Genomic DNA, 24,545 nt, shown 5'->3' with positions numbered 1-24,545 from the left:
GAGCTGATCGTGCCGATCGCCATGGAAGAGAAGCTGCGCTTCGCCATCCGTGAAGGCGGCCGTACCGTCGGTGCCGGCATCGTCGTCACCATCAAAGAGTAATCGAGCCCGGCATCGCCGGATCGAAACGGATAGGGGCGGCCCTCGGGCCGCCCTTTTTCGTTGGCCAGATGTGCCTGTTTGGGGTCCCAATCTCTGTTGCAAGTCTGTGAGCCTCTACAGTATAGATTGCGTTGAGGGCTTGGTCGGATGGTTCCACAGCACCGTTTGCATAGTCGGCCATGGTTGGCACTGGGGCTGATCTGCCTGGTGTCGATGCTTGCCGTGGGCAGCGCCGCCTTCGCGGCCGAGACAAAAAATTCAGAGCCGGATCCGGATCCGCCGATGCGGTTCGTCGTCGTGCGCAGCGACGCGGCGGGCTGTGAGCCGACCTGTCCGGAATGGATATCGGCCGAGGGTGCGATATCGGCCAAGTCGCCGGCGCTGCTCAAGGCTGCCCTGAAAACGCTCGGCGGCCGCAAATTGCCGATCGTCATCAACTCTCCGGGCGGCGATGTCGATGCGGCCATCGCCATGGGCCGGATGATACGCAAGAACAAGCTCGACATCGCGGTCGGCAGGACCTGGTTCGTCGGCTGCGAGCCGGGGATGAAAAACTGCAAGGAGAACGACGCCAGAGGCGCGCACTATATCGGCAGCCCCTATGTGCTCGGCAGCTATTGCGCGTCCGCTTGTCCAATGATGCTGGCCGGCGGCACCAGGCGCCTGGTCGGGCCGCTGGCCTATCTCGGCGTCCACCAGATCACGACCACGATCGTGCAGATGAACGTGCAATATCAGGTCCGCTACCGGATCGTGAAAGGCAAGAAGCGGGTCATCAGCAAGAAGGTCGTCAGCCGCAAGAACACCGGCAGCTACAAGACCTACGAGATGAGCAAGGGGGTGGAGCGCAAGCTGTCCGCCTATTTCAAGGAGATGGGTGTCGACCTCAGCATCATCGAGACGATGAAGAGCACGCCGGCCAGCGACATCCAGCAGATCGACCTCAGCGACATGCTGACAATGAAGCTGGTCACCAGCGACGACGCTGCAGATTTGCTGACCAGCGCAAGCCTGTGCAGGCTGAACCTTCCGGCTCCGAATTGCCGGGAAATACCGGCGAACAAGCCAGCCGGCGGCCTGCCGGACGTGGCAAAGGCTGCGCCGCTGCCGCTGAAGCCGGAGAGCGCGCCGCACGATGACGGCATGCGCTTTGTCGTGGTTCGCGGCAGCAACCCGCTCTGCAATCCCGACTGCCCGGAATGGATTGCAGCGCAAGGCGCGATTACGCCCCAGACGCCGCAGAAACTCAGCCAATTGCTCGCCACGCTTGGCAACCGGCGGCTGCCGATGGTGATCAGCTCGCGAGGCGGCGACCTCTCCGGCGCCCTGGCGGCGGGCCGGATCATCCATGAAAAGAAGCTCGACGTTGCCGTTGCCCGCACCGATTTCGTCGGCTGCGACCCGGCAGAGTGGAATTGCCTGGCCAGGGAAGGCGCCTATGCCGGGCTGAGCGTCGATGGCGACGGCGACTGCGATTCGGCCTGCGCGCTCATGCTGGCCGGTGGCGCCAGGCGGCTTGTCGGTACCCAGGCGCGGCTCAGCCTCTATCTCATGGGGCAGAAGCAGGCGGTCAAGTCCTACCTCGACGAGATGGCGATCAGCCCCGCTTTGTTCAGGGCGCTCCAGGGCAGTTCGGTCGAGCGTCAGCTCGAACCCGACATGATGCTGAAGGTTGGCCTGACGACCGGGCGCCAGTCGGTGGATGCGCTGACGGGTTCCAGCATCTGCAAGTCGGCGCCGAAACCTGAGAATTGCCGCGTGGTGCCGTCGTCCAATGGCTGATCGCGCCTATCGTCATGGAAGAGAAGCCTTGCTTCGCCTTCCGTGAAGGCGGCCGCACCGTCGTGCCGGCGTCGTCATCACCATCGAGAAATAGTCGAGCCGGTGTCAGCCGGATGGACCAGGAAAAGGGCGGTCTTTGGGGCTGCCTTTTTGTTTCCGGCGTTGCGCGGCACAAGTATTGCACGATTGTTTCAAAGCTATTGCAAGCACCGTCGCCGCAACTATTATGGATTGCATTGAGGGGTTTGCCGGGCGTGGTTTTGGGACAACGTTCAGACACTGCGGGACGGTGGCGGCGTGGGCTGGTCCGGCTGTCGACGGTGGCCGCGATGGCGATGGCTGCCTTCGCCGCGAAGGCCGAGGATGCCTCCCCCGGGACATGGCAGACAGTACCCCCTCTGCAGGGAGTGCCCTATCCGACGAATGATCCGACGATATGGTCCGAGGATCGCTCGGAGATGAAGTTTGTCGTCGCGCGCAGCAACGCACCGGGCTGCGAGCCCAATTGTCCGGAGTGGATCTCCGCCGAAGGCGACATCGCAGCCGGCACGCCAGCCCTGCTCAAGCGCACCTTGAAGAAGCTAGGCGGTCGCAAACTGCCGATTATCGTCAATTCCTTTGGCGGCAACGTCAATGCAGCGCTCGAACTTGGCCGGATAATCCGCAAGAACAAGCTCGATATCGCCGTAGGCAAGACCGAGTTTTCCGACTGTTGGCCCGGGACGGATGGTTGTGGTTTTAGTTACGGCAAAGGTTCCGCCTATCTCGGCCGGGCGTCTGATGGCGCCAGCTGCAACTCCGCCTGTCCGCTAATGTTTGCCGGTGGCGTCCGCCGCGTGGCCGGCGGCTGGAACTATCTGGGTGTTCACCAGATCACGACCACCTGGTTCCCCTCCACCACGCACTACCGGACCACATATCGCGTCAAACGGGGCAAAAAATATCGGGTCACCACGCAAACGGTCACTCAAGGTGAAAGCTACAAGACCTATGAGATGAGCAAGGGGTACGCGAGAAAGATCTCGGCCTATCTCCGAGAGATGGGTATCGGGCAGGGCGTGCTGGACTTGATGAAGGCGACGCCGGCGAGCGACATCAGGCAGATCGGCCTCCACGATATGCTGACGATGAAACTGGCCACCAGCACGGACACTCTGGACCTGTTTACCAGAGCAAGTTTGTGCATGTTCGACCCGCCGGCTCCGAACTGCCGGGAAGTGCCTGGACCGGCAGGCAAGCCGACGCCGCCGGTCGCTGCCACGACGGTCGCAGTCAAGCTCGCGAATGTGGCAGCCAAGCCCGCCGCTGTCACAAAGCCTTTGCCGGACCCCGCAGCGGCTCGTGTGGATATGAGCTTTGTCGTGGTCCGCGGCAGCGACCAGCATTGCACGCCGCAGTGTCCGCAATGGATTTCTGCGCAAGGCGCGATCACGCCTCAGACACCGCAAAAATTGCGCCAATTACTCGACACGCTTGGCAACCGGCGGCTGCCCGTGGTGATCAGCTCACGAGGCGGAGACTTGTTCAGCGCTCTGGCGACCGGACGGATCATCCATGAAAAGAAGCTCGACGTCGCCGTTGGCCGCACCGATATCGGTGACCCGGTCGAGGACGGCATCTATGCCGGGCTGAGCTTCGACGCCGGAGCCGACTGCGATTCGGCCTGCGCGCTCATGCTGGCCGGTGGCGCCAGACGGTTTGTCGGCCCCCAGGCGCGACTCAGCTTCTACCTGATGGGACAGAAGCAATTGGTGAAGACGTATCTGAATGAGATGGCGATCAGCCCCCGTCTGTTCACAGCGCTTCAGGACCGTTTCGCCGAGCGTGAGCTCGACCCTGATATGATGCTGGAGGTCGGGCTGACGACCGGGCCCCAGTCGGTGGATGCGCTGACGGGTCCCGGCATCTGCAAGTCGGTGCCGAAAGCTGAGAACTGCCGCGTGGCGCCGTCGCCCAACGCCCAGGCCGAAGCGCCGGCCAAATTGTAGCGCGGCGGGTTCACACTCGCCATCGAGGCAGGTTGAGCAGGGCGCGATTTCCGCTATCGTCGTGCCGGCGCCGGGCTGGCGGAGGATCGACAATGAGCCAGGACATCCCGACACTCTACGAATGGGCCGGCGGCATCGAAGCCCTCAATCGGCTGACGGAAACCTTTTACGACAAGGTGTCCCGCGACCCGGTGGTCGGCCCGGTGTTCAAACACATGTCCCCGGATCATCCGGCGCATGTCGCGGCCTTCATCGGCGAGGTTTTTGGCGGACCCAAGACCTACAGCGAACAGCATGGCGGCCATCGCGAGATGGTCATGCATCACTTGGGCAAGCATCTGACGGAGGAACAGCGCCGCCGCTGGATCAGCCTGCTTGCCGATGCCGCCGATGCGGTCGGGCTGCCGGACGATCCCGAATTCCGTTCCGCCTTCATGGGCTATGTCGAATGGGGGTCACGGCTTGCCAAGATGAATTCCACCCTCGGCGAGACCTGCGACCCGCAGACCGAACCGATGCCGGCCTGGGGCTGGGGCGTACCGGGCGGGCCGTACAAGCCGCCGGCCGGGGATTGAGCGCCGGCATGCGGCTTCAGGCAGGCGAAAAATCGAGATCGGCAGGGACGGGCTGGTCATCACCTATCCGGATTTCCGGCAAAGGATCTGAAAGCGCGTCAGACAACTCTTTACAGCGCGCCCGGAAGCTTTTAGGAAGCGCCTGCGCTGAAACGCGCGTACGGGCATAGCTCAGTTGGTAGAGCGGCGGTCTCCAAAACCGCAGGTCGTAGGTTCGAGCCCTGCTGCCCGTGCCATTTTCCTCGTTGGAATCCGGCATTTTAGAAACGCCTTGTTTTGGCTCCTCGTTTGGTTGGGCTGAAGCCGCGTACTCGACGAGCCATCCGACGTTCCGGAGGCATGCGCAGAGCGAGAGCGCTGATGCGCAATGCCGAAGTCGGCGTATTTCCACGAACCGATTTCCTTGATTCAACTGCCATTGGCGAGCCAATTGCCGTTTGCGTTCACAATTCAGAATAGGCCTATTTTGCTGCCGCCGGCTGCTTTTCAGCGGCTGCGAATTATTGGAAGCGGGATGCTGGCCTGGCTTCTGGAATTTTTTTTGAATAGGGCTCTTGAACCGGTTTTCAGCCCTTCCTAATTCGTTTCCCGCCGAGGCCGATTGGCTTGGCAAAGGCGGCGCTGCTGGGCGGCGCCCTTGTACCCATGTTGCTTCAAGGAGAATGTGGCTATGAGAACCTTTGATACTCTCTATCGCAGCACCGTCGGTTTTGACCGTCTTTTCGACATGCTCGACAGCGGCACGCGTCCGGACTGGCCGCCCTATAACATCGAGAAGGTCGACGAGAACGATTACCGTATCTCGATGGCCATCGCAGGCTTCAGCCAGGATGAGGTTGAGCTGACCCAGCATGGACCCGAACTGGTCGTGGTAGGCCAGAAGGCTGATGACCAGAGCGGACGCCAGCTGCTGCACCAGGGCATCGCCTACCGCACTTTCAGGCAGACGTTTAAACTTGCCGACCACATGAAGATCAAGGCAGCAAACCTTGAGAACGGTCTCCTGACCATCGACATCGTCCGTGAGATTCCCGAAGAGCTGAAGCCGCGCCGCATCAGCATCGGGGCCGGCGACGCCCAGGTGGGCGGCAAGCAGATCGCCCAGGATACGGAACGCACCCGCAAAGCGGCCTGATCGTATCGATTCAGTTATCCCTGCGGTCCGCCTCCCGGCTTCGGCCGGGAGGCCCAGATTGCGGAGAATGGAGATGGACAACTTCTACGAGACACCGACACTTTCTGCGGCACGCTCGGGCAAAATTGAAACTTCTTTGTGCCTGCTCGACAATCCAGACGACGTCATCAACCATCCACGCCTCAGCCGTGGAGAAAAGCGGGCACTGCTTTCCTCGTGGGCGTCCGATGCCTGCGCGGTGGAAAACCAGCCTGCCTTGCGCCGCCTGGACAACGGCACGGTAATCCCTGTCGACCAGATTCTGAGGGCGTTGAAGGCTCTGGATGAGAAACCCACGCTGGGGAAAGAGACTTCAGGCCGGGTGCTGCCTTGGCGACCCTCCACGCGCCGCAGCGGTCTCAAAGCTTGGCGGCGTCGTGGCCGTTCTTTCGGCCCCGACGATGACGACGACCCGCCCCCGTGCCCGGCAGCGATCGCGCCGCGCCCACGCCCACCATGCGGAATCGGCGCAGTGGCCGGGGTCGAACTCGCCTGTGCCTAACTAACCCTGGGTTGATCCAGCTGCCTCGGCATGGGCAGCTGGATTCCAATCTTGCGTGCGCTTCATTTGGTTTCCAAAACAGCAGGTCGCAGGTTCGTCCGCAACGCCATTTCCTCGAACTTGTAATCGCGTGCCTGATTTCCGGATCCACCTCCTGGAATTGGGGTCCGGCATTGAAAAAGGGCAGGTGGCTTGCCATATTGGGCGAACTGAGGCATAAGGCCTCGATAGCCGGGACGGGACGACTGGATGGTTCCGAGGCGGCGTTTGGTCATAAAGCGGACACTTGCCACTTGCGTGGATCAAGAATCGGTTTTATGTAGACACAACAGACACGCGACGCGTGGAGCTGGGAAGCCGGCTTTACGCGTCCGATTTGCATGGGCGAAATGGCGCTGATTCGGCGTTGACTTGAACCCAGGCGGCACGTCCCGGCCAGCGGGATCATCCAGGAGACCCGGCCAACGGGTCTTGAAGACAGAGCGGCATATGGCTTCGAAAACCACAAATCCTTTCGTCTTTCTCCAGCAGGTCCGCGCGGAAACTGCCAAGGTGACTTGGCCGTCGCGCCGGGAGACGATGATCTCGACGGTGATGGTGCTCGTATTCGCGGTCATCGCGATGATCTTTTTCTTCACCGCCGACGTGGCCATGGGCTACGCGATCGAGCGGTTACTGAGCCTCGGCCATTAAGTCCGGCGATTACGGAGAAGTCTTGAAATGACCGCGCGCTGGTACATCGTCCACGCCTATTCGAACTTCGAAAAGAAGGTCGCCGAGGACATTGAGAACAAGGCCAAGCAGAAGGGCCTGTCCGCCGATATCGAGCAGATCGTGGTGCCGACCGAGAAGGTCGTCGAAATCCGCCGCGGCCGCAAGGTCGATGCCGAGCGCAAGTTCTTTCCGGGCTATGTGCTGCTCAAGGCCAATCTGACCGATGCGGTGTTCTCGCTGGTCAAGAACACGCCGAAGGTCACCGGCTTCCTCGGTGACTCCAAGCCGGTGCCGATCACCGAAGCCGAGGCGCAGCGCATCCTGAACCAGGTTCAGGAAGGCGTCGAGCGGCCGAAGCCCTCGGTCACTTTCGAGATCGGCGAGGCGATCCGCGTTTCGGATGGTCCGTTCGCCTCGTTCAACGGTTTCGTCCAGGAAGTGGACGAGGAGCGGGCGCGGCTCAAGGTGGAAGTTTCGATCTTCGGGCGCGCCGTGCCGGTCGATCTGGAATTCGGACAGGTCGAAAAGGGCTGATCCGAAAACCCTGCGCCGGTTCGCCGGCAAGGGGAGGCGGCGCGGAAAGCGCGCGGCCATGAACGGGTGGGAGGCGAATGCGGCTTTAGCCGGCCGCGCGGACCGCACCACCAGACTGCAACCGCCGGTGTTCCCGATACTGGGGCCGGCATGAGATAAAGGCAGGAAAGAGATGGCTAAGAAAATTGCAGGCCAGCTCAAGCTCCAGGTCAAAGCGGGATCGGCTACGCCGTCTCCGCCGATCGGCCCGGCACTTGGTCAGCGCGGCATCAACATCATGGAATTCTGCAAGGCGTTCAACGCGCAGACCCAGGAAATGGAAAAGGGATCGCCGATCCCGGTCGTCATCACCTATTACCAGGACAAGTCCTTCACCTTCGTCATGAAGACGCCGCCGGTGAGCTACTTCCTGAAAAAGGCGGCGAACTTGACTTCGGGTTCGAAAGAGCCGGGCAAGATCAAGGCCGGCACGATCGGTCGCGACAAGGTGCGCGCCATCGCCGAACAGAAGATGAAGGATCTGAACGCAAACGACGTCGAGGCGGCCATGCGCATGGTCGAGGGCTCCGCCCGCTCGATGGGTCTGGAAGTGGTGGGCTGAGATCATGGCAAAGATTGCAAAGCGTGTATCGAAGTCCCGCGACGGCATCGACCCCAACAAGGCCTATGCCCTTGGTGAGGCGCTGAAGCTGCTCAAGGACCGTTCGACGGTGAAGTTCGACGAGACCATCGAAGTTGCGATGAACCTCGGCGTCGACCCGCGCCATGCCGACCAGATGGTCCGCGGCGTGGTCAACCTGCCGAACGGCACCGGCCGCTCTGTCCGCGTCGCCGTGTTCGCACGTGGCGGCAAGGCCGATGAGGCTCGCGCCGCCGGCGCCGACATCGTCGGTGCCGAGGATCTGGTCGACATCGTCCAGAAGGGCACGATCGACTTCGATCGCTGCATCGCCACGCCGGACATGATGCCGCTGGTCGGCCGTCTGGGCAAGGTGCTGGGCCCGCGCGGCATGATGCCGAACCCGAAGGTCGGCACCGTCACCACCGACGTCGCCGCCGCCGTCAAGGCATCGAAGGGCGGCGCTGTCGAGTTCCGCGTCGAGAAGGCCGGCATCGTTCATGCCGGCGTCGGCAAGGTCTCGTTCGACGTCAAGGCGCTGGAAGAAAACGTCCGCGCCTTCGCCGATGCCGTGACCAAGGCAAAGCCGGCTGGCGCCAAGGGCAACTACGTCAAGAAGGTGTCGGTCACCTCGACGATGGGCCCGGGCCTCAAGCTCGACGTCTCGACGCTCGCAGCGTCTTGATACGAACATCTGGATCGGCTGCCAAGGCGCTGATCCGCAAGTGAATTCCGGGCCTCCGACTTGTCGGCGGCCCGGTACCGGAAGTCGAGAGGCTTCCGGAAATCCTGTCCGAGATTGCAGGCGGCCCAGAAGCCTTAATTGAACTAGGCCTGCATGAGACGGGTGAAAACCGGACAACGGAGCGACAAGCTCCAATGAAAGGTTCGAACCGTGTTTGCCTTTTGTCTGCGCATCTCCGGCTTGCCGTCGATGTGGCGAAAGGGGGCAGGATCCTCGAGCGTCGTTCGGGAGATCTGTAATGGATGGCCCGGCCGGCAAAAAGGCAACCCGACGCCTGTCCCACTAGCGGGGCAGGGGTCAACTGGAGATAGGCAGTGGACAGAGCGGAAAAACGCGAACTCGTCACGGGCCTGAATGGTGCTTTTGCAGGCGCTGGTTCAGTCGTCGTGGCCCACTACGCCGGTATCACCGTCGCGCAAATGAACGACCTTCGGTCGAAAATGCGCGCTGCCGGTGGCACCGTCAAAGTCGCGAAGAACCGTCTCGCCAAAATCGCTCTTCAGGGCACGGACTCCGCATCGATCATCGACCTGTTCAAGGGACAGACGCTGATCGCTTATTCGGAGGATCCGATTGCGGCGCCGAAGGTCGCGTCCGATTTCGCCAAGGGAAATGACAAGTTGGTCATTCTCGGCGGCGCAATGGGCACCACCTCGCTCAACGCCGACGGTGTGAAGGCACTCGCCACACTTCCGTCGCTCGATGAGTTGCGCGCCAGGCTGGTTGGCATGATCGCCACGCCGGCAACCCGGATCGCCCAGATCGTCAATGCGCCAGCGGCTTCGGTCGCGCGCGTCATCGGCGCTTACGCCCGGAAGGACGAGGCGGCATGAGGCCGTTCCTCGCTATCACAAACACACGTTCGAACCTGATGAAGGAATACAACAATGGCTGATCTGGCAAAGATCGTAGACGACCTTTCGAAGCTGACCGTCCTCGAGGCGGCCGAGTTGTCGAAGCTTCTGGAAGAAAAGTGGGGCGTTTCGGCTGCTGCTCCGGTGGCGGTTGCCGCTGCCGGCGGCGCTGCCGCTGCTGCTGCTCCGGCTGAGGAAAAGACGGAATTCGACGTCGTCCTCACCGAGGCAGGCGCTCAGAAGATCAACGTCATCAAGGAAGTCCGCGCCATCACCGGCCTGGGCCTCAAGGAAGCCAAGGATCTGGTCGAAGCAGCTCCGAAGCCGGTCAAGGAAGCCGTTTCCAAGGCTGACGCTGAGAAGTTCAAGGCCCAGCTGGAAGCAGCCGGCGCCAAGGTCGACCTGAAGTAAGCGTAAAAGCGGCGGGCGGCCTCGCGCCGTCCGCCACTCCCTTCACCAGAGGGGAGGATGCGTAGCGCGAGATGTACGAGAACCTCTTTCCTGAGGGCCGAAACCGGCCTTCAGGAAACGGGTTTTCTCCCGTTTTAGCCGTCGCCGCCAGGCGGCGGGAAACAGATCAGGGGCCGCCGCCGAGGTGGCCGCGCATGCAAGGTGAGCCGCGGCGAGGCTCGCCCCGAGTTTATAGCTAAGGAGCGACGATGGCCCAGACCCAGACTTTCAATGGCCGCAGACGCGTACGCAAATTCTTCGGAAAGATTCCGGAAGTTGCGGAGATGCCGAACCTGATCGAGGTTCAAAAAGCATCCTATGACCAGTTCCTGATGGTGGCGGAGCCCAAGGGTGGGCGTCCGGACGAGGGACTGCAGGCCGTTTTCAAGTCGGTTTTCCCGATCTCCGATTTCTCCGGCTCCTCGATGCTGGAGTTCGTGAAGTACGAGTTCGAAGGACCGAAATTCGACGTTGACGAATGCCGTCAGCGCGACCTGACCTATGCCGCGCCACTCAAGGTGACGCTGCGCCTCATCGTGTTCGATATCGACGAGGATACCGGCGCAAAGTCGATCAAGGACATCAAGGAGCAGGACGTCTATATGGGCGACATGCCGCTCATGACGCTCAACGGCACCTTCATCGTCAATGGCACGGAGCGCGTCATCGTCTCGCAGATGCACCGTTCGCCGGGCGTCTTCTTCGACCATGACAAGGGCAAGTCGCACTCCTCGGGCAAGCTTTTGTTTGCGGCGCGCGTCATTCCCTATCGCGGTTCGTGGCTCGACATCGAGTTCGATTCCAAGGACGTCGTGCATGCCCGCATCGACCGCCGCCGCAAGATTCCGGTGACGTCGCTCTTGATGGCGCTCGGCATGGACGGCGAAGAGATCCTGTCGACCTTCTACAACAAGATCACCTACAAGCGCGCCGGCGACCACTGGCGCATCCCGTTCAACGTCGAGCGTTTCCGCGGCCTCAAGGCCGTTGGCGACCTCGTCGATGCCGACACAGGCGAAGTTGTCGTCGAGGCCGGCAAGAAGATCACCGCCCGCCAGGCAAGGGCGCTTGGCGAAAAGGGTCTGAAGGCGATCAAGGCGACCGACGAGGATCTGCTCGGCAATTACCTGGCCGAGGACATCGTCAACTACGGCACCGGCGAGATTTTCCTCGAAGCCGGCGACGAGATCGATGAAAAGACGCTGAAGGTGCTGCTCGGCACGGGCGAAAGCGAGATCAAGGTTCTCGACATCGACCACGTCAATGTCGGCGCCTACATCCGCAATACGCTCAACGTCGACAAGAACGAGAGCCGCCAGGACGCACTGTTCGACATCTACCGTGTCATGCGCCCGGGCGAGCCGCCGACGCTTGAAACCGCCGAAGCCATGTTCAACTCGCTGTTCTTCGACTCGGAGCGCTACGACCTGTCGGCCGTCGGCCGCGTCAAGATGAACATGCGCCTCGAGCTCAAGGCTGAGGATACCGTGCGCGTGCTGCGCAAGGACGACATCCTGGCCGTGGTCAAGACGCTGGTCGAGCTGCGCGACGGCAAGGGCGAGATCGACGACATCGACAATCTCGGCAACCGCCGCGTGCGTTCTGTCGGCGAGCTGATGGAGAACCAATACCGCGTCGGCCTGCTGCGCATGGAGCGCGCGATCAAGGAACGTATGTCCTCGATCGAGATCGACACGGTGATGCCGCAGGACCTGATCAACGCCAAGCCGGCGGCTGCCGCCGTACGCGAGTTCTTCGGTTCCTCGCAGCTGTCGCAGTTCATGGATCAGACCAACCCGCTGTCGGAGATCACCCACAAGCGCCGCCTGTCGGCACTTGGACCGGGCGGTCTGACCCGCGAGCGCGCCGGCTTCGAAGTGCGGGACGTGCACCCGACGCATTACGGCCGCATCTGCCCGATCGAGACGCCGGAAGGCCCGAACATCGGTCTGATCAACTCGCTGGCGACCTTCGCGCGCGTCAACAAGTACGGCTTCATCGAAAGCCCGTACCGCAAGATCGTCAACGGCAAGCTGACCAATGAGGTCGTCTATCTCTCCGCTATGGAAGAGTCCAAGCACCACGTCGCGCAGGCCAATGCCGAGCTCGACAAGAATGGTGGTTTCGTCGACGAATTCGTCATTTGCCGCAGCGCCGGCGAAGTGATGATGGCGCCGCGCGAAAACGTCGATCTGATGGACGTGTCGCCCAAGCAGATGGTGTCCGTGGCCGCGGCGCTGATCCCGTTCCTCGAGAACGACGACGCCAACCGCGCGCTGATGGGCTCCAACATGCAGCGTCAGGCCGTGCCGCTGGTGCGCGCCGAAGCGCCGTTCGTAGGCACCGGTATGGAGCCGATCGTTGCCCGTGACTCGGGCGCCGCCATCGGCGCCCGCCGCGGCGGCATCGTCGACCAGGTGGACGCGACGCGTATCGTCATCCGCGCCACGGAAGATCTCGATCCCGGCAAGTCGGGCGTCGACATCTACCGGCTGATGAAGTTCCAGCGTTCGAACCAGAACACCTGCATCAACCAGCGTCCGCTGGTGCGCATGGGCGACCGCGTCAACAAGGGCGACATCATCGCCGACGGTCCGTCGACCGAGCTCGGCGATCTGGCGCTCGGCCGCAACGTGCTGGTCGCGTTCATGCCGTGGAACGGCTACAACTACGAGGACTCGATCCTGCTCTCCGAGCGCATCGTGGCCGACGACGTCTTCACCTCGATCCACATCGAGGAATTCGAGGTCATGGCCCGCGACACCAAGCTTGGACCGGAGGAAATCACACGCGACATTCCGAACGTTTCGGAAGAAGCGCTGAAGAACCTCGACGAAGCCGGCATCGTCTATATCGGCGCGGAAGTGCAGCCGGGCGACATCCTGGTCGGCAAGATCACGCCGAAGGGCGAAAGCCCGATGACGCCGGAAGAAAAGCTCCTGCGCGCCATCTTCGGTGAAAAGGCGTCCGACGTTCGCGACACCTCGATGCGCATGCCTCCGGGCACCTTCGGCACAGTCGTCGAAGTGCGCGTGTTCAACCGCCACGGCGTCGAGAAGGACGAGCGCGCCATGGCGATCGAACGCGAGGAGATCGAACGCCTCGCCAAGGACCGCGACGACGAGCAGGCGATCCTCGACCGCAACGTCTATTCGCGCCTTTCCGACGTTCTCGTCGGCAAGGAAGCGATTGCCGGGCCGAAGGGCTTCAAGAAGGGCTCGAAGCTGTCGAAGGACACGCTGGACGAGTATCCGCGTTCGCAGTGGTGGCAGTTTGCGGTGGAGAACGAAAAGCTCCAGAGCGAACTGGAAGCCCTGCGTGGCCAGTACGACGATTCCAAGAAGGCGCTCGAGCAGCGCTTCATGGACAAGGTCGAGAAGGTCCAGCGCGGCGACGAAATGCCTCCGGGCGTCATGAAGATGGTCAAGGTCTTCGTGGCCGTGAAGCGCAAGATGCAGCCGGGCGACAAGATGGCCGGACGTCACGGCAACAAGGGTGTCGTGTCGCGCATCGTTCCGGTCGAGGACATGCCTTTCCTCGAGGACGGCACGCATGCCGATATAGTGCTCAACCCGCTGGGTGTGCCGAGCCGCATGAATGTCGGCCAGATCCTGGAAACGCATCTGGGCTGGGCATGCGCGGGCATGGGCAAGAAGATCGGCGAGCTGATCGACGCGTACAAGACGGTTGGAGACATCAAGCCGTTGCGCAAGACGCTCGAGAGCTTCATCCCAGCCAACGACCGCAACGAGCCGGTCCGCGAATATGACGACGAGAGCATCGTTCGCCTCAGCGAGCAGATGCGCCGCGGCGTCTCTATCGCGACACCGGTGTTCGACGGCGCGCATGAAGTCGACATCAACATCATGCTGGAGCAGGCGGGCCTGCACACCAGCGGTCAGTCGCAGCTCTATGACGGACGCACCGGCGAGCCGTTCGATCGCAAGGTGACGATGGGCTATATCTATATGCTCAAGCTTCACCACCTGGTGGACGACAAGATCCACGCGCGTTCGATCGGTCCGTACTCGCTCGTTACCCAGCAGCCGCTGGGCGGCAAGGCGCAGTTCGGTGGCCAGCGCTTCGGCGAAATGGAGGTCTGGGCGCTGGAAGCCTATGGCGCCGCCTACACGCTGCAGGAAATGCTGACGGTGAAGTCGGACGATGTCGCCGGCCGCACCAAGGTCTACGAGGCGATCGTGCGCGGCGACGACACGTTCGAGGCCGGCATTCCCGAGAGCTTCAACGTGCTCGTCAAGGAAATGCGGTCTCTCGGCCTCAATGTCGAGCTGGAGAATACCAAGCTCGACGACAACCCTGTCCGGCTGCCAGATGCTGCCGAATAGGGGCGCGGCCGAGTAAGCAAGACATCCGGTCGCGGAACGCCGCGACCGGATGCGACAAATTCTACGGCCAGTGGGCCGACCACTCAGCGGGCATTTGGCCCGCGTTAGATGCAAGGGGTTTTCGAGGACCCCGAAAAGGAGAACGGCATGAACCAAGAGGTCATGAATCTCTTCAATCCGCAGGCGCCGGCGCAGGTGTTCGATTCCATCCGGATATCGCTCGCCAGCCCTGAGAAGATTCTGTCCTGGTCGTTCGGCGAGATCAAGAAGCCGGAGACCATCAACTACCGCACCTTCAAGCCGGAGCGTGACGGTCTGTTCTGCGCGCGCATTTTTGGCCCGATCAAGGACTATGAATGCCTGTGCGGCAAGTACAAGCGCATGAAGTACAAGGGCGTCATCTGCGAAAAGTGCGGCGTCGAAGTCACGCTGTCGCGCGTTCGCCGCGAGCGCATGGGCCACATCGAGCTGGCGGCACCTGTCGCTCACATCTGGTTCCTGAAGTCGCTGCCGTCGCGCATCGGCACGCTGCTCGACATGACCCTGAAGGACATCGAGCGCGTCCTCTACTTCGAGAACTACATCGTCACCGAGCCTGGCCTAACCGCGCTGAAGGAGCACCAGCTGCTCAGCGAGGAAGAGTACATGATCGCCGTCGACGAGTATGGCGAGGATTCGTTCACCGCCATGATCGGCGCCGAGGCCATTCATGACCTTCTGGCCGGCATGGACCTGGAGAAGATCGCCGGCGACCTGCGTTCGGAACTGGCTTCGACCACGTCCGAGCTGAAGCAGAAGAAGTATCTGAAGCGACTCAAGGTCGTCGAGAACTTCATGGAGTCCGGCAACCGTCCGGAATGGATGATCATGAAGGTGGTTCCGGTGATCCCGCCGGACCTGCGCCCGCTGGTTCCTCTGGATGGTGGACGTTTCGCGACGTCCGACCTGAACGATCTCTATCGCCGCGTCATCAACCGCAACAACCGTCTGAAGCGGCTGATCGAGCTGCGCGCCCCCGGCATCATCGTGCGCAATGAAAAGCGCATGCTGCAGGAAGCCGTCGATGCGCTGTTCGACAACGGCCGTCGCGGCCGCGTCATCACCGGCGCCAACAAGCGTCCGCTGAAGTCGCTGTCCGACATGTTGAAGGGCAAGCAGGGCCGGTTCCGCCAGAACCTGCTCGGCAAGCGCGTCGACTATTCGGGCCGTTCGGTCATCGTCACCGGTCCGGAGCTCAAGCTGCACCAATGCGGCCTGCCGAAGAAGATGGCGCTCGAACTGTTCAAGCCGTTCATCTACGCCCGCCTCGACGCCAAGGGGTTCTCCTCGACCGTCAAGCAGGCCAAGAAGCTGGTCGAGAAGGAGCGTCCGGAAGTCTGGGATATCCTCGACGAGGTCATCCGCGAGCATCCGGTGCTGTTGAACCGTGCACCGACGCTGCACCGCCTCGGCATCCAGGCGTTCGAGCCGATCCTGATCGAAGGCAAGGCGATCCAGCTGCATCCGCTGGTCTGCACGGCCTTCAACGCCGACTTCGACGGCGACCAGATGGCCGTTCACGTGCCGCTCTCGTTGGAAGCGCAGCTTGAAGCCCGCGTGCTGATGATGTCGACCAACAACATCCTGCACCCGGCTTCCGGCGCGCCGATCATCGTGCCTTCGCAGGACATGGTCCTGGGTCTCTACTATCTCTCGATCGTCAATCAGAACGAGCCGGGCGAAGGCATGGTGTTTGCCGACATGGGCGAACTCCAGCACGCGCTCGAGACCAAGGCGGTGACGCTGCACTCCAAGATCAAGGGTCGTTTCCGCACGGTCGACGCCGAAGGCAAGGTCGTGTCGAAAATCTACGACACCACGCCTGGCCGCATGATCATCGGCGAGCTGCTGCCGAAGAACGTCAATGTGCCTTACGAGACGGCCAACCAGGAGATGACCAAGAAGAACATCTCCAAGATGATCGACACCGTCTACCGCCACTGCGGTCAGAAGGAGACGGTCATTTTCTGCGACCGCATCATGGCCCTCGGCTTCAGCCACGCCTGCCGCGCCGGCATTTCGTTCGGCAAGGACGACATGCTGATCCCGGACGCCAAGATCAAGCTGGTTTCCGACACCGAGGCTTTGGCCAAGGAATACGAGCAGCAGTACAATGACGGCCTGATCACGCAGGGCGAGAAGTACAACAAGGTCGTCGACGCCTGGGCCAAGTGCTCGGAAAAGGTCGCCGACGAGATGATGGCCCGCATCAAGGCCGTCGAGTTCGAGGACAGTGGCCGTCAAAAGCCGATGAACTCGATCTACATGATGTCGCATTCGGGTGCGCGTGGTTCGCCCACCCAGATGCGTCAGCTCGCCGGCATGCGCGGCCTGATGGCAAAGCCCTCGGGTGAAATCATCGAGACGCCGATCATCTCGAACTTCAAGGAAGGCCTGACCGTGCTCGAGTACTTCAACTCGACCCACGGCGCCCGCAAGGGTCTGGCCGACACCGCCTTGAAGACGGCGAACTCGGGCTACCTCACCCGTCGTCTGGTCGACGTGGCGCAGGACTGCATCGTCAACTCCGTGGATTGCGGCACCGACAAGGGCCTCACCATGCAGCCGATCGTCGATGCCGGTCAGGTCGTCGCTTCGGTCGGCCAGCGCGTGCTGGGCCGCACCTCGCTCGACGACATCACGCATCCGGTTTCGGGTGAGGTTCTGGTCAAGGCCGGAACGCTGATGGACGAACGTGACGTGGAAAAGATCGAAAAGGCCGGCGTGCAGTCGGTCCGCATTCGCTCGGCACTGACCTGCGAGGTCAGGATCGGCGTCTGTGCGGTCTGCTACGGACGCGATCTTGCCCGCGGCACCCCGGTCAACCAGGGCGAAGCCGTCGGCGTTATCGCGGCGCAGTCGATCGGCGAGCCGGGGACCCAGCTCACCATGCGTACCTTCCACATGGGCGGTACGGCGCAGGTGGTGGACAGCTCGTTCCTTGAAGCCTCGTATGAGGGCAAGGTCGAGATCCGCAACCGCAACGTGGTGCGCAACTCGGACGGCCAGCAGATGGTCATGGGCCGCAACATGGCGGTGCTGATCCTCGACGAAGCCGGCAAGGAGCGTGCCTCGCATCGCCTTACCTATGGTTCGCGCATCTTCGTGGACGATGGCGACAAGGTGAAGCGCGGCCAGCGTATCGCCGAATGGGATCCCTATACCCGCCCCGTCCTCACCGAAATCGAGGGCAAGGTGTCGTACGAGGATCTGGTCGACGGCATTTCCGTTCAGGAAACGGCCGACGAATCGACCGGCATCACCAAGCGCGAGGTTATCGACTGGCGCTCGACGCCACGCGGCAACGACCTCAAGCCGGCGATCGCCATCCTTGACCCGAAGGGCAAGGTCGGCAAGCTGTCGAAGGGCGGCGACGCCCGCTTCCTGCTCTCGGTCGAGGCCATTCTTTCGGTCGAGCCGGGTTCGCAGGTTCGTCCCGGCGACGTTTTGGCGCGTATCCCGATGGAAAGCGCCAAGACCAAGGACATCACCGGCGGTCTGCCGCGTGTTGCCGAACTGTTCGAGGCACGTCGTCCGAAGGATCACGCCATCATCGCCGAGATCGATGGCACGATCCGCTTCGGCCGCGACTACAAGAACAAGCGCCGCATCATCATCGAGCCGCATGACTCGACGCTTGAGCCGGTCGAATACCTGATCCCGAAGGGCAAGCCGTTCCATCTCCAGGACGGCGACGTCATCGAGAAGGGCGACTACATCCTCGACGGCAATCCGGCGCCGCACGACATCCTGGCGATCAAGGGCGTGGAAGCACTTGCTTCCTACCTCGTGAACGAAATCCAGGAAGTCTACCGTCTGCAGGGCGTGTCGATCAATGACAAGCACATCGAGGTGATCGTTCGCCAGATGCTGCAGAAGGTCGAGATCACGGTGCAGGGCGACTCGACCTACATTCCGGGCGACCACGTCGACGTGATCGAACTGGAAGAGGTCAACGAGCGCCTGGTCGAGGACGGCAAGAAGCCGGCCGAAGGCCAGCCGGTGCTGCTGGGCATCACCAAGGCCTCGCTGCAGACGCCGTCCTTCATCTCGGCCGCCTCCTTCCAGGAGACGACCAGGGTGCTGACCGAAGCTGCGGTTGCCGGCAAGACCGACATGCTGCAGGGCCTGAAGGAAAACGTCATCGTCGGCCGGCTGATCCCGGCCGGTACCGGCGGCACGATGAGCCAGATCCGGCGCATCGCCACCTCGCGCGACGAACTGATCATCGACGAGCGCCGCAAGGCCTCCGGTGTCGAGGTCGCTGAGCCGATGCTGACCGACATGGTCAACGCCGCGCAGTAAGCGCGGTAGGACGAGAAGAAGGAAGGGGGCCCAGTGGCCCCTTTTCGCGTTTTGACCCCCAATCGAATCGAGGAAAACATGAGCAAGAAGGTTTGGACTGACGTCGACGACTACATCGTTTCCTCTCTCTTCGAGGCAGATCCCATCCTCGAAGCGGTGCTTGCGGCCAACCGCGACCAGGGCCTGCCGGCCATCGACGTATCGCCGGCGCAGGGCAAGCTGCTGTCGCTGCTGGTCCGCATCAGCGGCGCCAGGAAGGTGCTGGAGATCGGCACGCTTGGCGGCTACTCGACCATCTGGATGGCAAGGGGATTGCCCGTCGGCGGCAAGATCGTGACGCTCGAACTCGAGCCGCATCATGCAAAAGTCGCGCACTCGAATCTCGAGCGGGCAGGGGTGTCGGACAAGGTCGAGCTCAGGATCGGCCCCGCGCTTCAGTCGCTTGAGACGCTGGTTGCCGAAAATGCCGCTCCGTTCGATCTGATCTTCATCGACGCCGACAAGCCGAACAATCCGAATTATCTGTCATGGGCCATGCGCCTGTCGCGGCCGGGGACGGTCATCATCTGCGACAACGTCATCCGCGACGGCACCGTGCTCAACGACGATGGCCGTGACGCGTATGTCGAAGGCGCACGCGGTGCGTTTTCCTTCATCGGCGGCGACAAGCGCCTGGACGGCACCGCCATCCAGACCGTCGGCGCCAAAGGCTATGACGGGTTTGCGATTGCGATCGTCGAGTAAGGCTGCATGATGAGTGTCCGGACTGCGGTCCGGCAGAACTCATCGCTCAATCGAAGAACGCTTCCACCACATTGCGCTTGCCGAGCATGAAGGCGTCGGCCACGTGCTGCAGGGGTGCCAAATCGACATCGGAGACGCCGGCGGGTACGATTTCAGCGAAGCGCCGGTAAAGCTGGGGATATTCGGCTTCCGGCTCGTCGTGAACCACCTTGCCGTCGATGGCGAGCTTGGTGCCGCCGCCGGACAGCACCATCTTGCCCTTGTCGGTGTCGGCCAAGATGTCCCAGCTCTGTGGTCCCGTCTGCAGCCAGTCGAGCTCCATGGTCACCGGCAACCCATCCGAGGTACGGAAGGTCACGTGGGCCGCCACAGGCGAGGCGCGGTTTTCCGGGAAGTCGAGGACGGCCGAGATGATGAACATCGCCGGCAGGATGTGGGTTGCGATCGACAGTGCGTTTATGCCGGGATCGAAGACGCCGAAACCGCCCGGCGCCCAGATCCAATCCTGGTTCGGATGCCAGCGGCGGACATCTTCCTTCCAGGCGATGGCAGCCGAGTTGACCTTGGCCGACGCCAGGAAGGCGCGCGCGGCCTCCACTGCCGGCGCGTAGCGCGAATGCCAGCTGGCGAACAGTGAAACGCCATTGGCTGCCGCCAGCTGCTTCAGGTCCTCGACCTCACTGACGGTGGCGCCCGGCGGCTTCTCCAGGAAAACATGCTTCTTCGCAATCAGCGCCGTGCGTGCCGCGTCGTAGCGGAACTGCGGCGGCATGCACAGCGAGACGGCCTCGAGGTCGGGCACCGCGTCGAGCATCGCCTCAATGGTCGGAAAATTCGGGATGCCGTCCACCTTGCCGTGCCGGCTGGCAGCGGCGATGAGGCGGTAGTCCGCATCCTTGGCCACTGCCGGCAGATGCTGGTCGCGCACGATCTTGCCGACGCCGACGATGCCGAGCTTGATGGGACCATTGTTCGAGGGCATGGGAACTCCGCGGATTCGAATTTGGCTTGTTAAGTCGCTTGGTTCTTAGCAGAGAACCGGTGCCGGGCAAGCCGGCGCGGTACAGGCGCAAGCAGCCTGTGACGCTCAGAGCGGCACGTCAAACGTGACGATCGACACCTCACCTTCGAGGGCACCCTGAAAGGCTGACAGATGCGGCTCCTCGTCGGGTTCGCCGTCCATATCGCCGATCTGGTCGAGCTCGACTTCGGCATAGCCTTCGGCCGCAAGCGATTCGAGCACCCGGCGCACGGCCGAATCGTCGTCGGGCGCAACCAGCATCACATGGACGCCTTCCGGCTTGCCGCCCTTCTTTTTCCAGACGCGGCCGGTGATGATGGTGACCGGGCGTTCCTCATTGTCGTTCACGGGCTGATTCCTCTTGAGACGGGGGCGGGCGAGGGGTTTTGGGCTGTCCATGGCGCCTTTTGCCATGAAGAACCCGCGCATGACAGCCAAAAGCCGGTCACTTTCTTGTCTGCCCCGGTCACTTTCTTCCTCTGCCTTGCAAAATGAAGAAAGAAAATTACATGCGTTTTTCGCATGGCTGCCAAGCCGTCGTCAGCGCGCAATATTTGGCGTGCCGGGGTTGACGGTTCACGGTCTTGCGAGTAGAAGCCGCCCAGTCAGAACCGATGTGAGGCTCTCCCTTCCGAAGCGACACGCTTTGGAGTTTGCCTCAAACAGGGTTCGTTTTACGAGCGAAAAGACATTTCCGGCGCGCATGAAGCGGTTCCCGCTTCCTCTGCATTTTGTTCGGGCAGGACCGCGAGGCGCGGTTTATGGCCCGAATTTGCGTATGGAATTGGCGCTTTGAGCGGCCCTGACCGGGCGAGACACGGAATTGAGAGACAAGAGGGTTTAATGCCTACCGTCAACCAGCTGATCCGCAAGCCGCGCATTGCGCCGGTGAAGCGCAACAAGGTCCCGGCCATGCAGCAGAACCCGCAGAAGCGGGGCGTCTGCACGCGCGTCTATACAACGACGCCGAAGAAGCCGAACTCGGCACTGCGCAAGGTGGCCAAGATCCGCCTGACCAACGGCTTTGAAGTGATCGGCTACATCCCCGGCGAAGGCCACAACCTTCAGGAACACTCCGTGGTCATGATCCGCGGCGGCCGCGTCAAGGATCTTCCGGGCGTGCGCTACCACATCATCCGCGGCGTGCTCGACACGCAGGGCGTGAAGAACCGCAAGCAGCGCCGTTCGAAGTACGGCGCCAAACGTCCGAAGTAAGGGGCGTCCGAAGTAAGATTTTCCGGCCCTGGCGCTGCTTGAATGCGTCGGGCTACGAGATTGAGAGACAAAAGCCATGTCCCGTCGTCACAGTGCAGAAAAGCGTGAGATCAATCCGGACCCGAAGTTCGGCGATCTGATCGTTACCAAGTTCATGAACGCCGTCATGTATGACGGCAAGAAGTCGGTTGCCGAGACCATCGTCTACGGTGCGCTCGACCAGGTTCAGTCGAAGACTAAGCAGGAGCCGGTCACCGTCTTCCATCAGGCGCTCGACAATGTCGCGCCGCATGTGGAAGTCCGGTCGCGCCGCGTCGGCGGCGCAACCTACCAGGTTCCGGTCGATGTGCGCCCCGAGCGCCGCCAGGCCCTGGCGATCCGCTGGCTGATTGCAGCTGCGCGCAACCGCAACGAGACCACCATGGTCGACCGCCTCTCCGGCGAGCTGATGGACGCGGCTAACAACCGCGGCACCGCCGTGAAGAAGCGTGAAGACACCCACAAGATGGCAGAAGCCAACCGCGCTTTCGCGCACTACCGCTGGTAAAGCGCGAACGAGACTGAGAAGGCATCCACGATGGCCCGCGAATACAAAATCGAAGACTACCGCAATTTCGGTATCATGGCGCATATTGACGCCGGCAAGACGACGACCACCGAGCGCGTCCTCTATTACACGGGCAAGTCGCACAAGATCGGCGAAGTCCACGACGGCGCTGCCACCATGGATTGGATGGAGCAGGAGCAGGAACGCGGCATCACCATCACGTCCGCCGCCACCACGACCTTCTGGAAGGGTCGCAGCGGCAAGATGTACCGCTTCAACATCATCGACACTCCCGGACACGTCGACTTCACCATCGAGGTCGAGCGTTCGCTGCGCGTGCTCGACGGCGCCATTGCGCTGCTCGATGCCAATGCCGGTGTCGAGCCGCAGACCGAGACTGTCTGGCGCCAAGCCGACAAGTATAAAGTTCCGCGCATGATCTTCTGCAACAAGATGGACAAGATCGGCGCCGACTTCTACCGCTCGGTCGAGATGATCGGCTCGCGTCTTGGTGCGCATGCCGTCGTCATGCAACTGCCGATCGGCGCTGAGACCGAGTTCAAGGGTGTCGTCGATCTCGTCGAGATGAACGCGCTGGTCTGGCGCGACGAGACGCTGGGCGCTGCCTGGGACGTCGTTGAGATCCCTGCCGACCTTCAGGCCCGGGCCGAAGAATACCGCGAGAAGATGATCGAAGCCGCCGTCGAAATGGACGAGACGGCCCTCGAGAATTACCTCGAAGGCAAGATGCCGTCGAATGACGAGATCCGCGCGCTGATCCGCAAGGGCACCATCGCGGTCAAGTTCTACCCGATGTTCTGTGGCTCGGCCTTCAAGAACAAGGGCGTGCAGCCGCTGCTCGACGCCGTCGTCGAATACCTGCCGTCGCCGGCCGATGTTCCCGCCATCAAGGGCGTCGACGCCAAGACCGACGCCGAGATCGAGCGTCATGCCGACGACAACGAGCCGCTGTCGATGCTGGCCTTCAAGATCATGAACGACCCGTTCGTCGGCTCACTGACCTTTGCCCGCATCTATTCGGGCAAGCTGACCAAGGGCATCTCGGTCGACAACACCGTCAAGGGCAAGAAAGAGCGCATCGGCCGCATGCTGCAGATGCATGCGAATTCGCGCGCCGACGTCGAAGAAGCCTTTGCCGGCGACATCGTTGCTCTGGCCGGCCTCAAGGACACGACCACCGGCGATACGCTCAGCGATCCGCTGCACCCGGTCATCCTCGAGCGCATGGAATTCCCCGATCCGGTCATCCAGATCGCCATCGAGCCGAAGACCAAGAACGACCAGGAAAAGATGGGCCTCGCCCTTCACCGCCTGGCCGCCGAGGATCCGTCCTTCCGCGTCAAGACCGACGAGGAAAGCGGCCAGACCATCATTTCGGGCATGGGCGAACTTCACCTCGACATCATCGTCGACCGCATGCGCCGCGAGTTCAAGGTCGAGGCCAATGTCGGCGCGCCGCAGGTGGCTTACCGCGAGACCATCACCCGCAGGCACGAGCAGGACTACACCCACAAGAAGCAGACCGGCGGTACCGGTCAGTTCGCCCGCGTCAAGATCGTGTTCGAACCGAACCCGGAAAGCTCGGAGTTCGAGTTCGAGACCAAGATCGTCGGCGGTGCGGTTCCCAAGGAATACATCCCGGGTGTCGAAAAGGGCATCAACAGCGTCATGTCGTCGGGTCCGTTCGCGGGCTTCCCGATGATCGGCGTCAAGGCGACGCTTATCGACGGCGCTTACCATGATGTTGACTCCAGCGTCCTGGCCTTCGAAATCGCCGGCCGCGCCTGTTTCCGTGAAGCCGCACCCAAGCTTGGCGTGCAGCTGCTCGAGCCTATCATGAAGGTCGAAGTCGTGACGCCGGAAGACTATGTCGGCAGCGTCATCGGCGACCTGAACGGCCGTCGCGGCCAGATCCAGGGCCAGGAAGCGCGTGGCGTGGCTGTCGTCATCAACGCGATGGTGCCGCTGGCCAACATGTTCAAGTACGTCGACAACCTGCGCTCGATGAGCCAGGGCCGCGCGGCCTACACGATGCAGTTCGATCACTATGAGCCTGTGCCGACCGCGGTCGCCCAGGAAGTCCAGAAGAAATACGCGTAACCTGAACGGGTTGCATCGGTAACTTAATTCAAGGCCCGTACGGGCGAGCAGATTGGAGACATCACATGGCAAAAGGTAAATTCGAGCGTAACAAGCCTCATGTGAACATTGGCACGATTGGCCACGTCGATCATGGCAAGACGTCGCTGACGGCGGCGATCACGAAGT

The 24,545-nt window shown here is 61.9% G+C and carries 21 protein-coding genes and 1 tRNA gene; 20 read left to right on the top strand and 2 right to left on the bottom strand.

The genetic code is table 11. The features are described from left to right. The 16 genes from NKK50_RS30755 to NKK50_RS30680 all read left to right on the top strand — a co-directional run. A partial coding sequence (locus NKK50_RS30755) for an EF-Tu C-terminal domain-related protein (protein ID WP_152536282.1) occupies positions 1 to 102 on the top strand: 102 nt, incomplete at its 5' end. A gap of 282 nt (positions 103 to 384) precedes the next feature. Next, positions 385 to 1,884: a COG3904 family protein gene (locus NKK50_RS30750; protein WP_352544322.1), complete on the top strand. Its 1,500-nt coding sequence runs from the start codon at positions 385 to 387 to the stop codon at positions 1,882 to 1,884. Continuing rightward, complete coding sequence (locus NKK50_RS30745; RefSeq protein WP_352544321.1) at positions 1,854 to 3,872, top strand: COG3904 family protein; 2,019 nt, start codon at positions 1,854 to 1,856, stop codon at positions 3,870 to 3,872. The genes NKK50_RS30750 and NKK50_RS30745 overlap by 31 nt, the downstream gene beginning before the upstream one ends. A 92-nt stretch (positions 3,873 to 3,964) precedes the next feature. Then, the gene (locus NKK50_RS30740; protein WP_023667442.1) at positions 3,965 to 4,447 is read left to right on the top strand and encodes a group II truncated hemoglobin; all 483 of its coding nucleotides are present in this window, start codon (positions 3,965 to 3,967) and stop codon (positions 4,445 to 4,447) included. 160 nt (positions 4,448 to 4,607) lie between these two features. Further along, positions 4,608 to 4,683 (top strand) — tRNA-Trp (locus tag NKK50_RS30735). A gap of 434 nt (positions 4,684 to 5,117) precedes the next feature. Then, entirely contained in the window at positions 5,118 to 5,582 is a 465-nt protein-coding gene (locus tag NKK50_RS30730) for an Hsp20 family protein (RefSeq protein ID WP_286487389.1), read from the top strand. A 73-nt stretch (positions 5,583 to 5,655) separates the two neighbouring features. Continuing rightward, positions 5,656 to 6,123, top strand: coding sequence for a hypothetical protein (locus NKK50_RS30725; RefSeq protein WP_023835496.1), 468 nt, complete (start codon positions 5,656 to 5,658; stop codon positions 6,121 to 6,123). A 489-nt stretch (positions 6,124 to 6,612) separates the two neighbouring features. Continuing rightward, positions 6,613 to 6,816 carry a preprotein translocase subunit SecE gene (gene secE / locus NKK50_RS30720; RefSeq protein WP_023667439.1) on the top strand — a complete coding sequence of 68 codons (204 nt, stop codon included), beginning with the start codon at positions 6,613 to 6,615 and terminating at the stop codon, positions 6,814 to 6,816. Between the two features lie 27 nt (positions 6,817 to 6,843). Beyond that, on the top strand, positions 6,844 to 7,371 hold the full coding sequence (nusG, locus tag NKK50_RS30715) for a transcription termination/antitermination protein NusG (protein ID WP_006333333.1): 528 nt from the start codon (positions 6,844 to 6,846) through the stop codon (positions 7,369 to 7,371). A gap of 172 nt (positions 7,372 to 7,543) precedes the next feature. Beyond that, the gene (gene rplK, locus NKK50_RS30710; protein WP_006333334.1) at positions 7,544 to 7,972 is read left to right on the top strand and encodes a 50S ribosomal protein L11; all 429 of its coding nucleotides are present in this window, start codon (positions 7,544 to 7,546) and stop codon (positions 7,970 to 7,972) included. 4 nt (positions 7,973 to 7,976) lie between these two features. Beyond that, the gene (gene rplA, locus NKK50_RS30705) at positions 7,977 to 8,675 is read left to right on the top strand and encodes a 50S ribosomal protein L1 (protein WP_023667438.1); all 699 of its coding nucleotides are present in this window, start codon (positions 7,977 to 7,979) and stop codon (positions 8,673 to 8,675) included. 374 nt (positions 8,676 to 9,049) lie between these two features. Continuing rightward, entirely contained in the window at positions 9,050 to 9,568 is a 519-nt protein-coding gene (gene rplJ / locus NKK50_RS30700) for a 50S ribosomal protein L10 (RefSeq protein ID WP_023667437.1), read from the top strand. Positions 9,569 to 9,622: 54 nt separating this feature from the next. Further along, on the top strand, positions 9,623 to 10,000 hold the full coding sequence (gene rplL, locus NKK50_RS30695) for a 50S ribosomal protein L7/L12 (protein ID WP_023667436.1): 378 nt from the start codon (positions 9,623 to 9,625) through the stop codon (positions 9,998 to 10,000). 248 nt (positions 10,001 to 10,248) lie between these two features. Then, positions 10,249 to 14,385, top strand: coding sequence for a DNA-directed RNA polymerase subunit beta (rpoB, locus tag NKK50_RS30690; protein ID WP_023746375.1), 4,137 nt, complete (start codon positions 10,249 to 10,251; stop codon positions 14,383 to 14,385). A 147-nt stretch (positions 14,386 to 14,532) separates the two neighbouring features. Next, complete coding sequence (rpoC, locus tag NKK50_RS30685) at positions 14,533 to 18,729, top strand: DNA-directed RNA polymerase subunit beta' (protein WP_023667434.1); 4,197 nt, start codon at positions 14,533 to 14,535, stop codon at positions 18,727 to 18,729. A 78-nt stretch (positions 18,730 to 18,807) separates the two neighbouring features. Next, positions 18,808 to 19,473, top strand: coding sequence for an O-methyltransferase (locus tag NKK50_RS30680; protein ID WP_023746376.1), 666 nt, complete (start codon positions 18,808 to 18,810; stop codon positions 19,471 to 19,473). 46 nt (positions 19,474 to 19,519) lie between these two features. On the opposite strand, the gene NKK50_RS30675 is transcribed toward NKK50_RS30680, so the two are convergent. Together NKK50_RS30675 and NKK50_RS30670 are read right to left on the bottom strand one after the other, a co-directional pair. Then, complete coding sequence (locus tag NKK50_RS30675; protein ID WP_023746377.1) at positions 19,520 to 20,455, bottom strand: Gfo/Idh/MocA family protein; 936 nt, start codon at positions 20,453 to 20,455, stop codon at positions 19,520 to 19,522. Positions 20,456 to 20,560: 105 nt separating this feature from the next. Continuing rightward, the gene (locus NKK50_RS30670) at positions 20,561 to 20,842 is read right to left on the bottom strand and encodes a hypothetical protein (RefSeq protein ID WP_023746378.1); all 282 of its coding nucleotides are present in this window, start codon (positions 20,840 to 20,842) and stop codon (positions 20,561 to 20,563) included. Positions 20,843 to 21,337: 495 nt separating this feature from the next. Here NKK50_RS30670 and rpsL point away from each other — a divergent pair, with 495 nt between their 5' ends. The 4 genes from rpsL to NKK50_RS30650 form a co-directional block, all read left to right on the top strand. Next, positions 21,338 to 21,709 (top strand): 30S ribosomal protein S12, encoded by a 372-nt coding sequence (gene rpsL / locus NKK50_RS30665; RefSeq protein WP_006333356.1) that lies wholly within the window; start codon positions 21,338 to 21,340, stop codon positions 21,707 to 21,709. Positions 21,710 to 21,785: 76 nt separating this feature from the next. Next, positions 21,786 to 22,256, top strand: coding sequence for a 30S ribosomal protein S7 (gene rpsG / locus NKK50_RS30660; RefSeq protein ID WP_008875664.1), 471 nt, complete (start codon positions 21,786 to 21,788; stop codon positions 22,254 to 22,256). A 30-nt stretch (positions 22,257 to 22,286) separates the two neighbouring features. Further along, entirely contained in the window at positions 22,287 to 24,377 is a 2,091-nt protein-coding gene (gene fusA, locus NKK50_RS30655; RefSeq protein WP_023667430.1) for an elongation factor G, read from the top strand. Between the two features lie 65 nt (positions 24,378 to 24,442). Then, positions 24,443 to 24,545, top strand: a 103-nt coding sequence (locus NKK50_RS30650) for a GTP-binding protein (RefSeq protein ID WP_352513751.1), incomplete at its 3' end; no start/stop codon positions are given.

This window comes from Mesorhizobium sp. M0001, from assembly GCF_040324255.1.
Lineage (GTDB): Bacteria > Pseudomonadota > Alphaproteobacteria > Rhizobiales > Rhizobiaceae > Mesorhizobium.
This window is presented reverse-complemented; position numbering and strand designations above follow the sequence as displayed.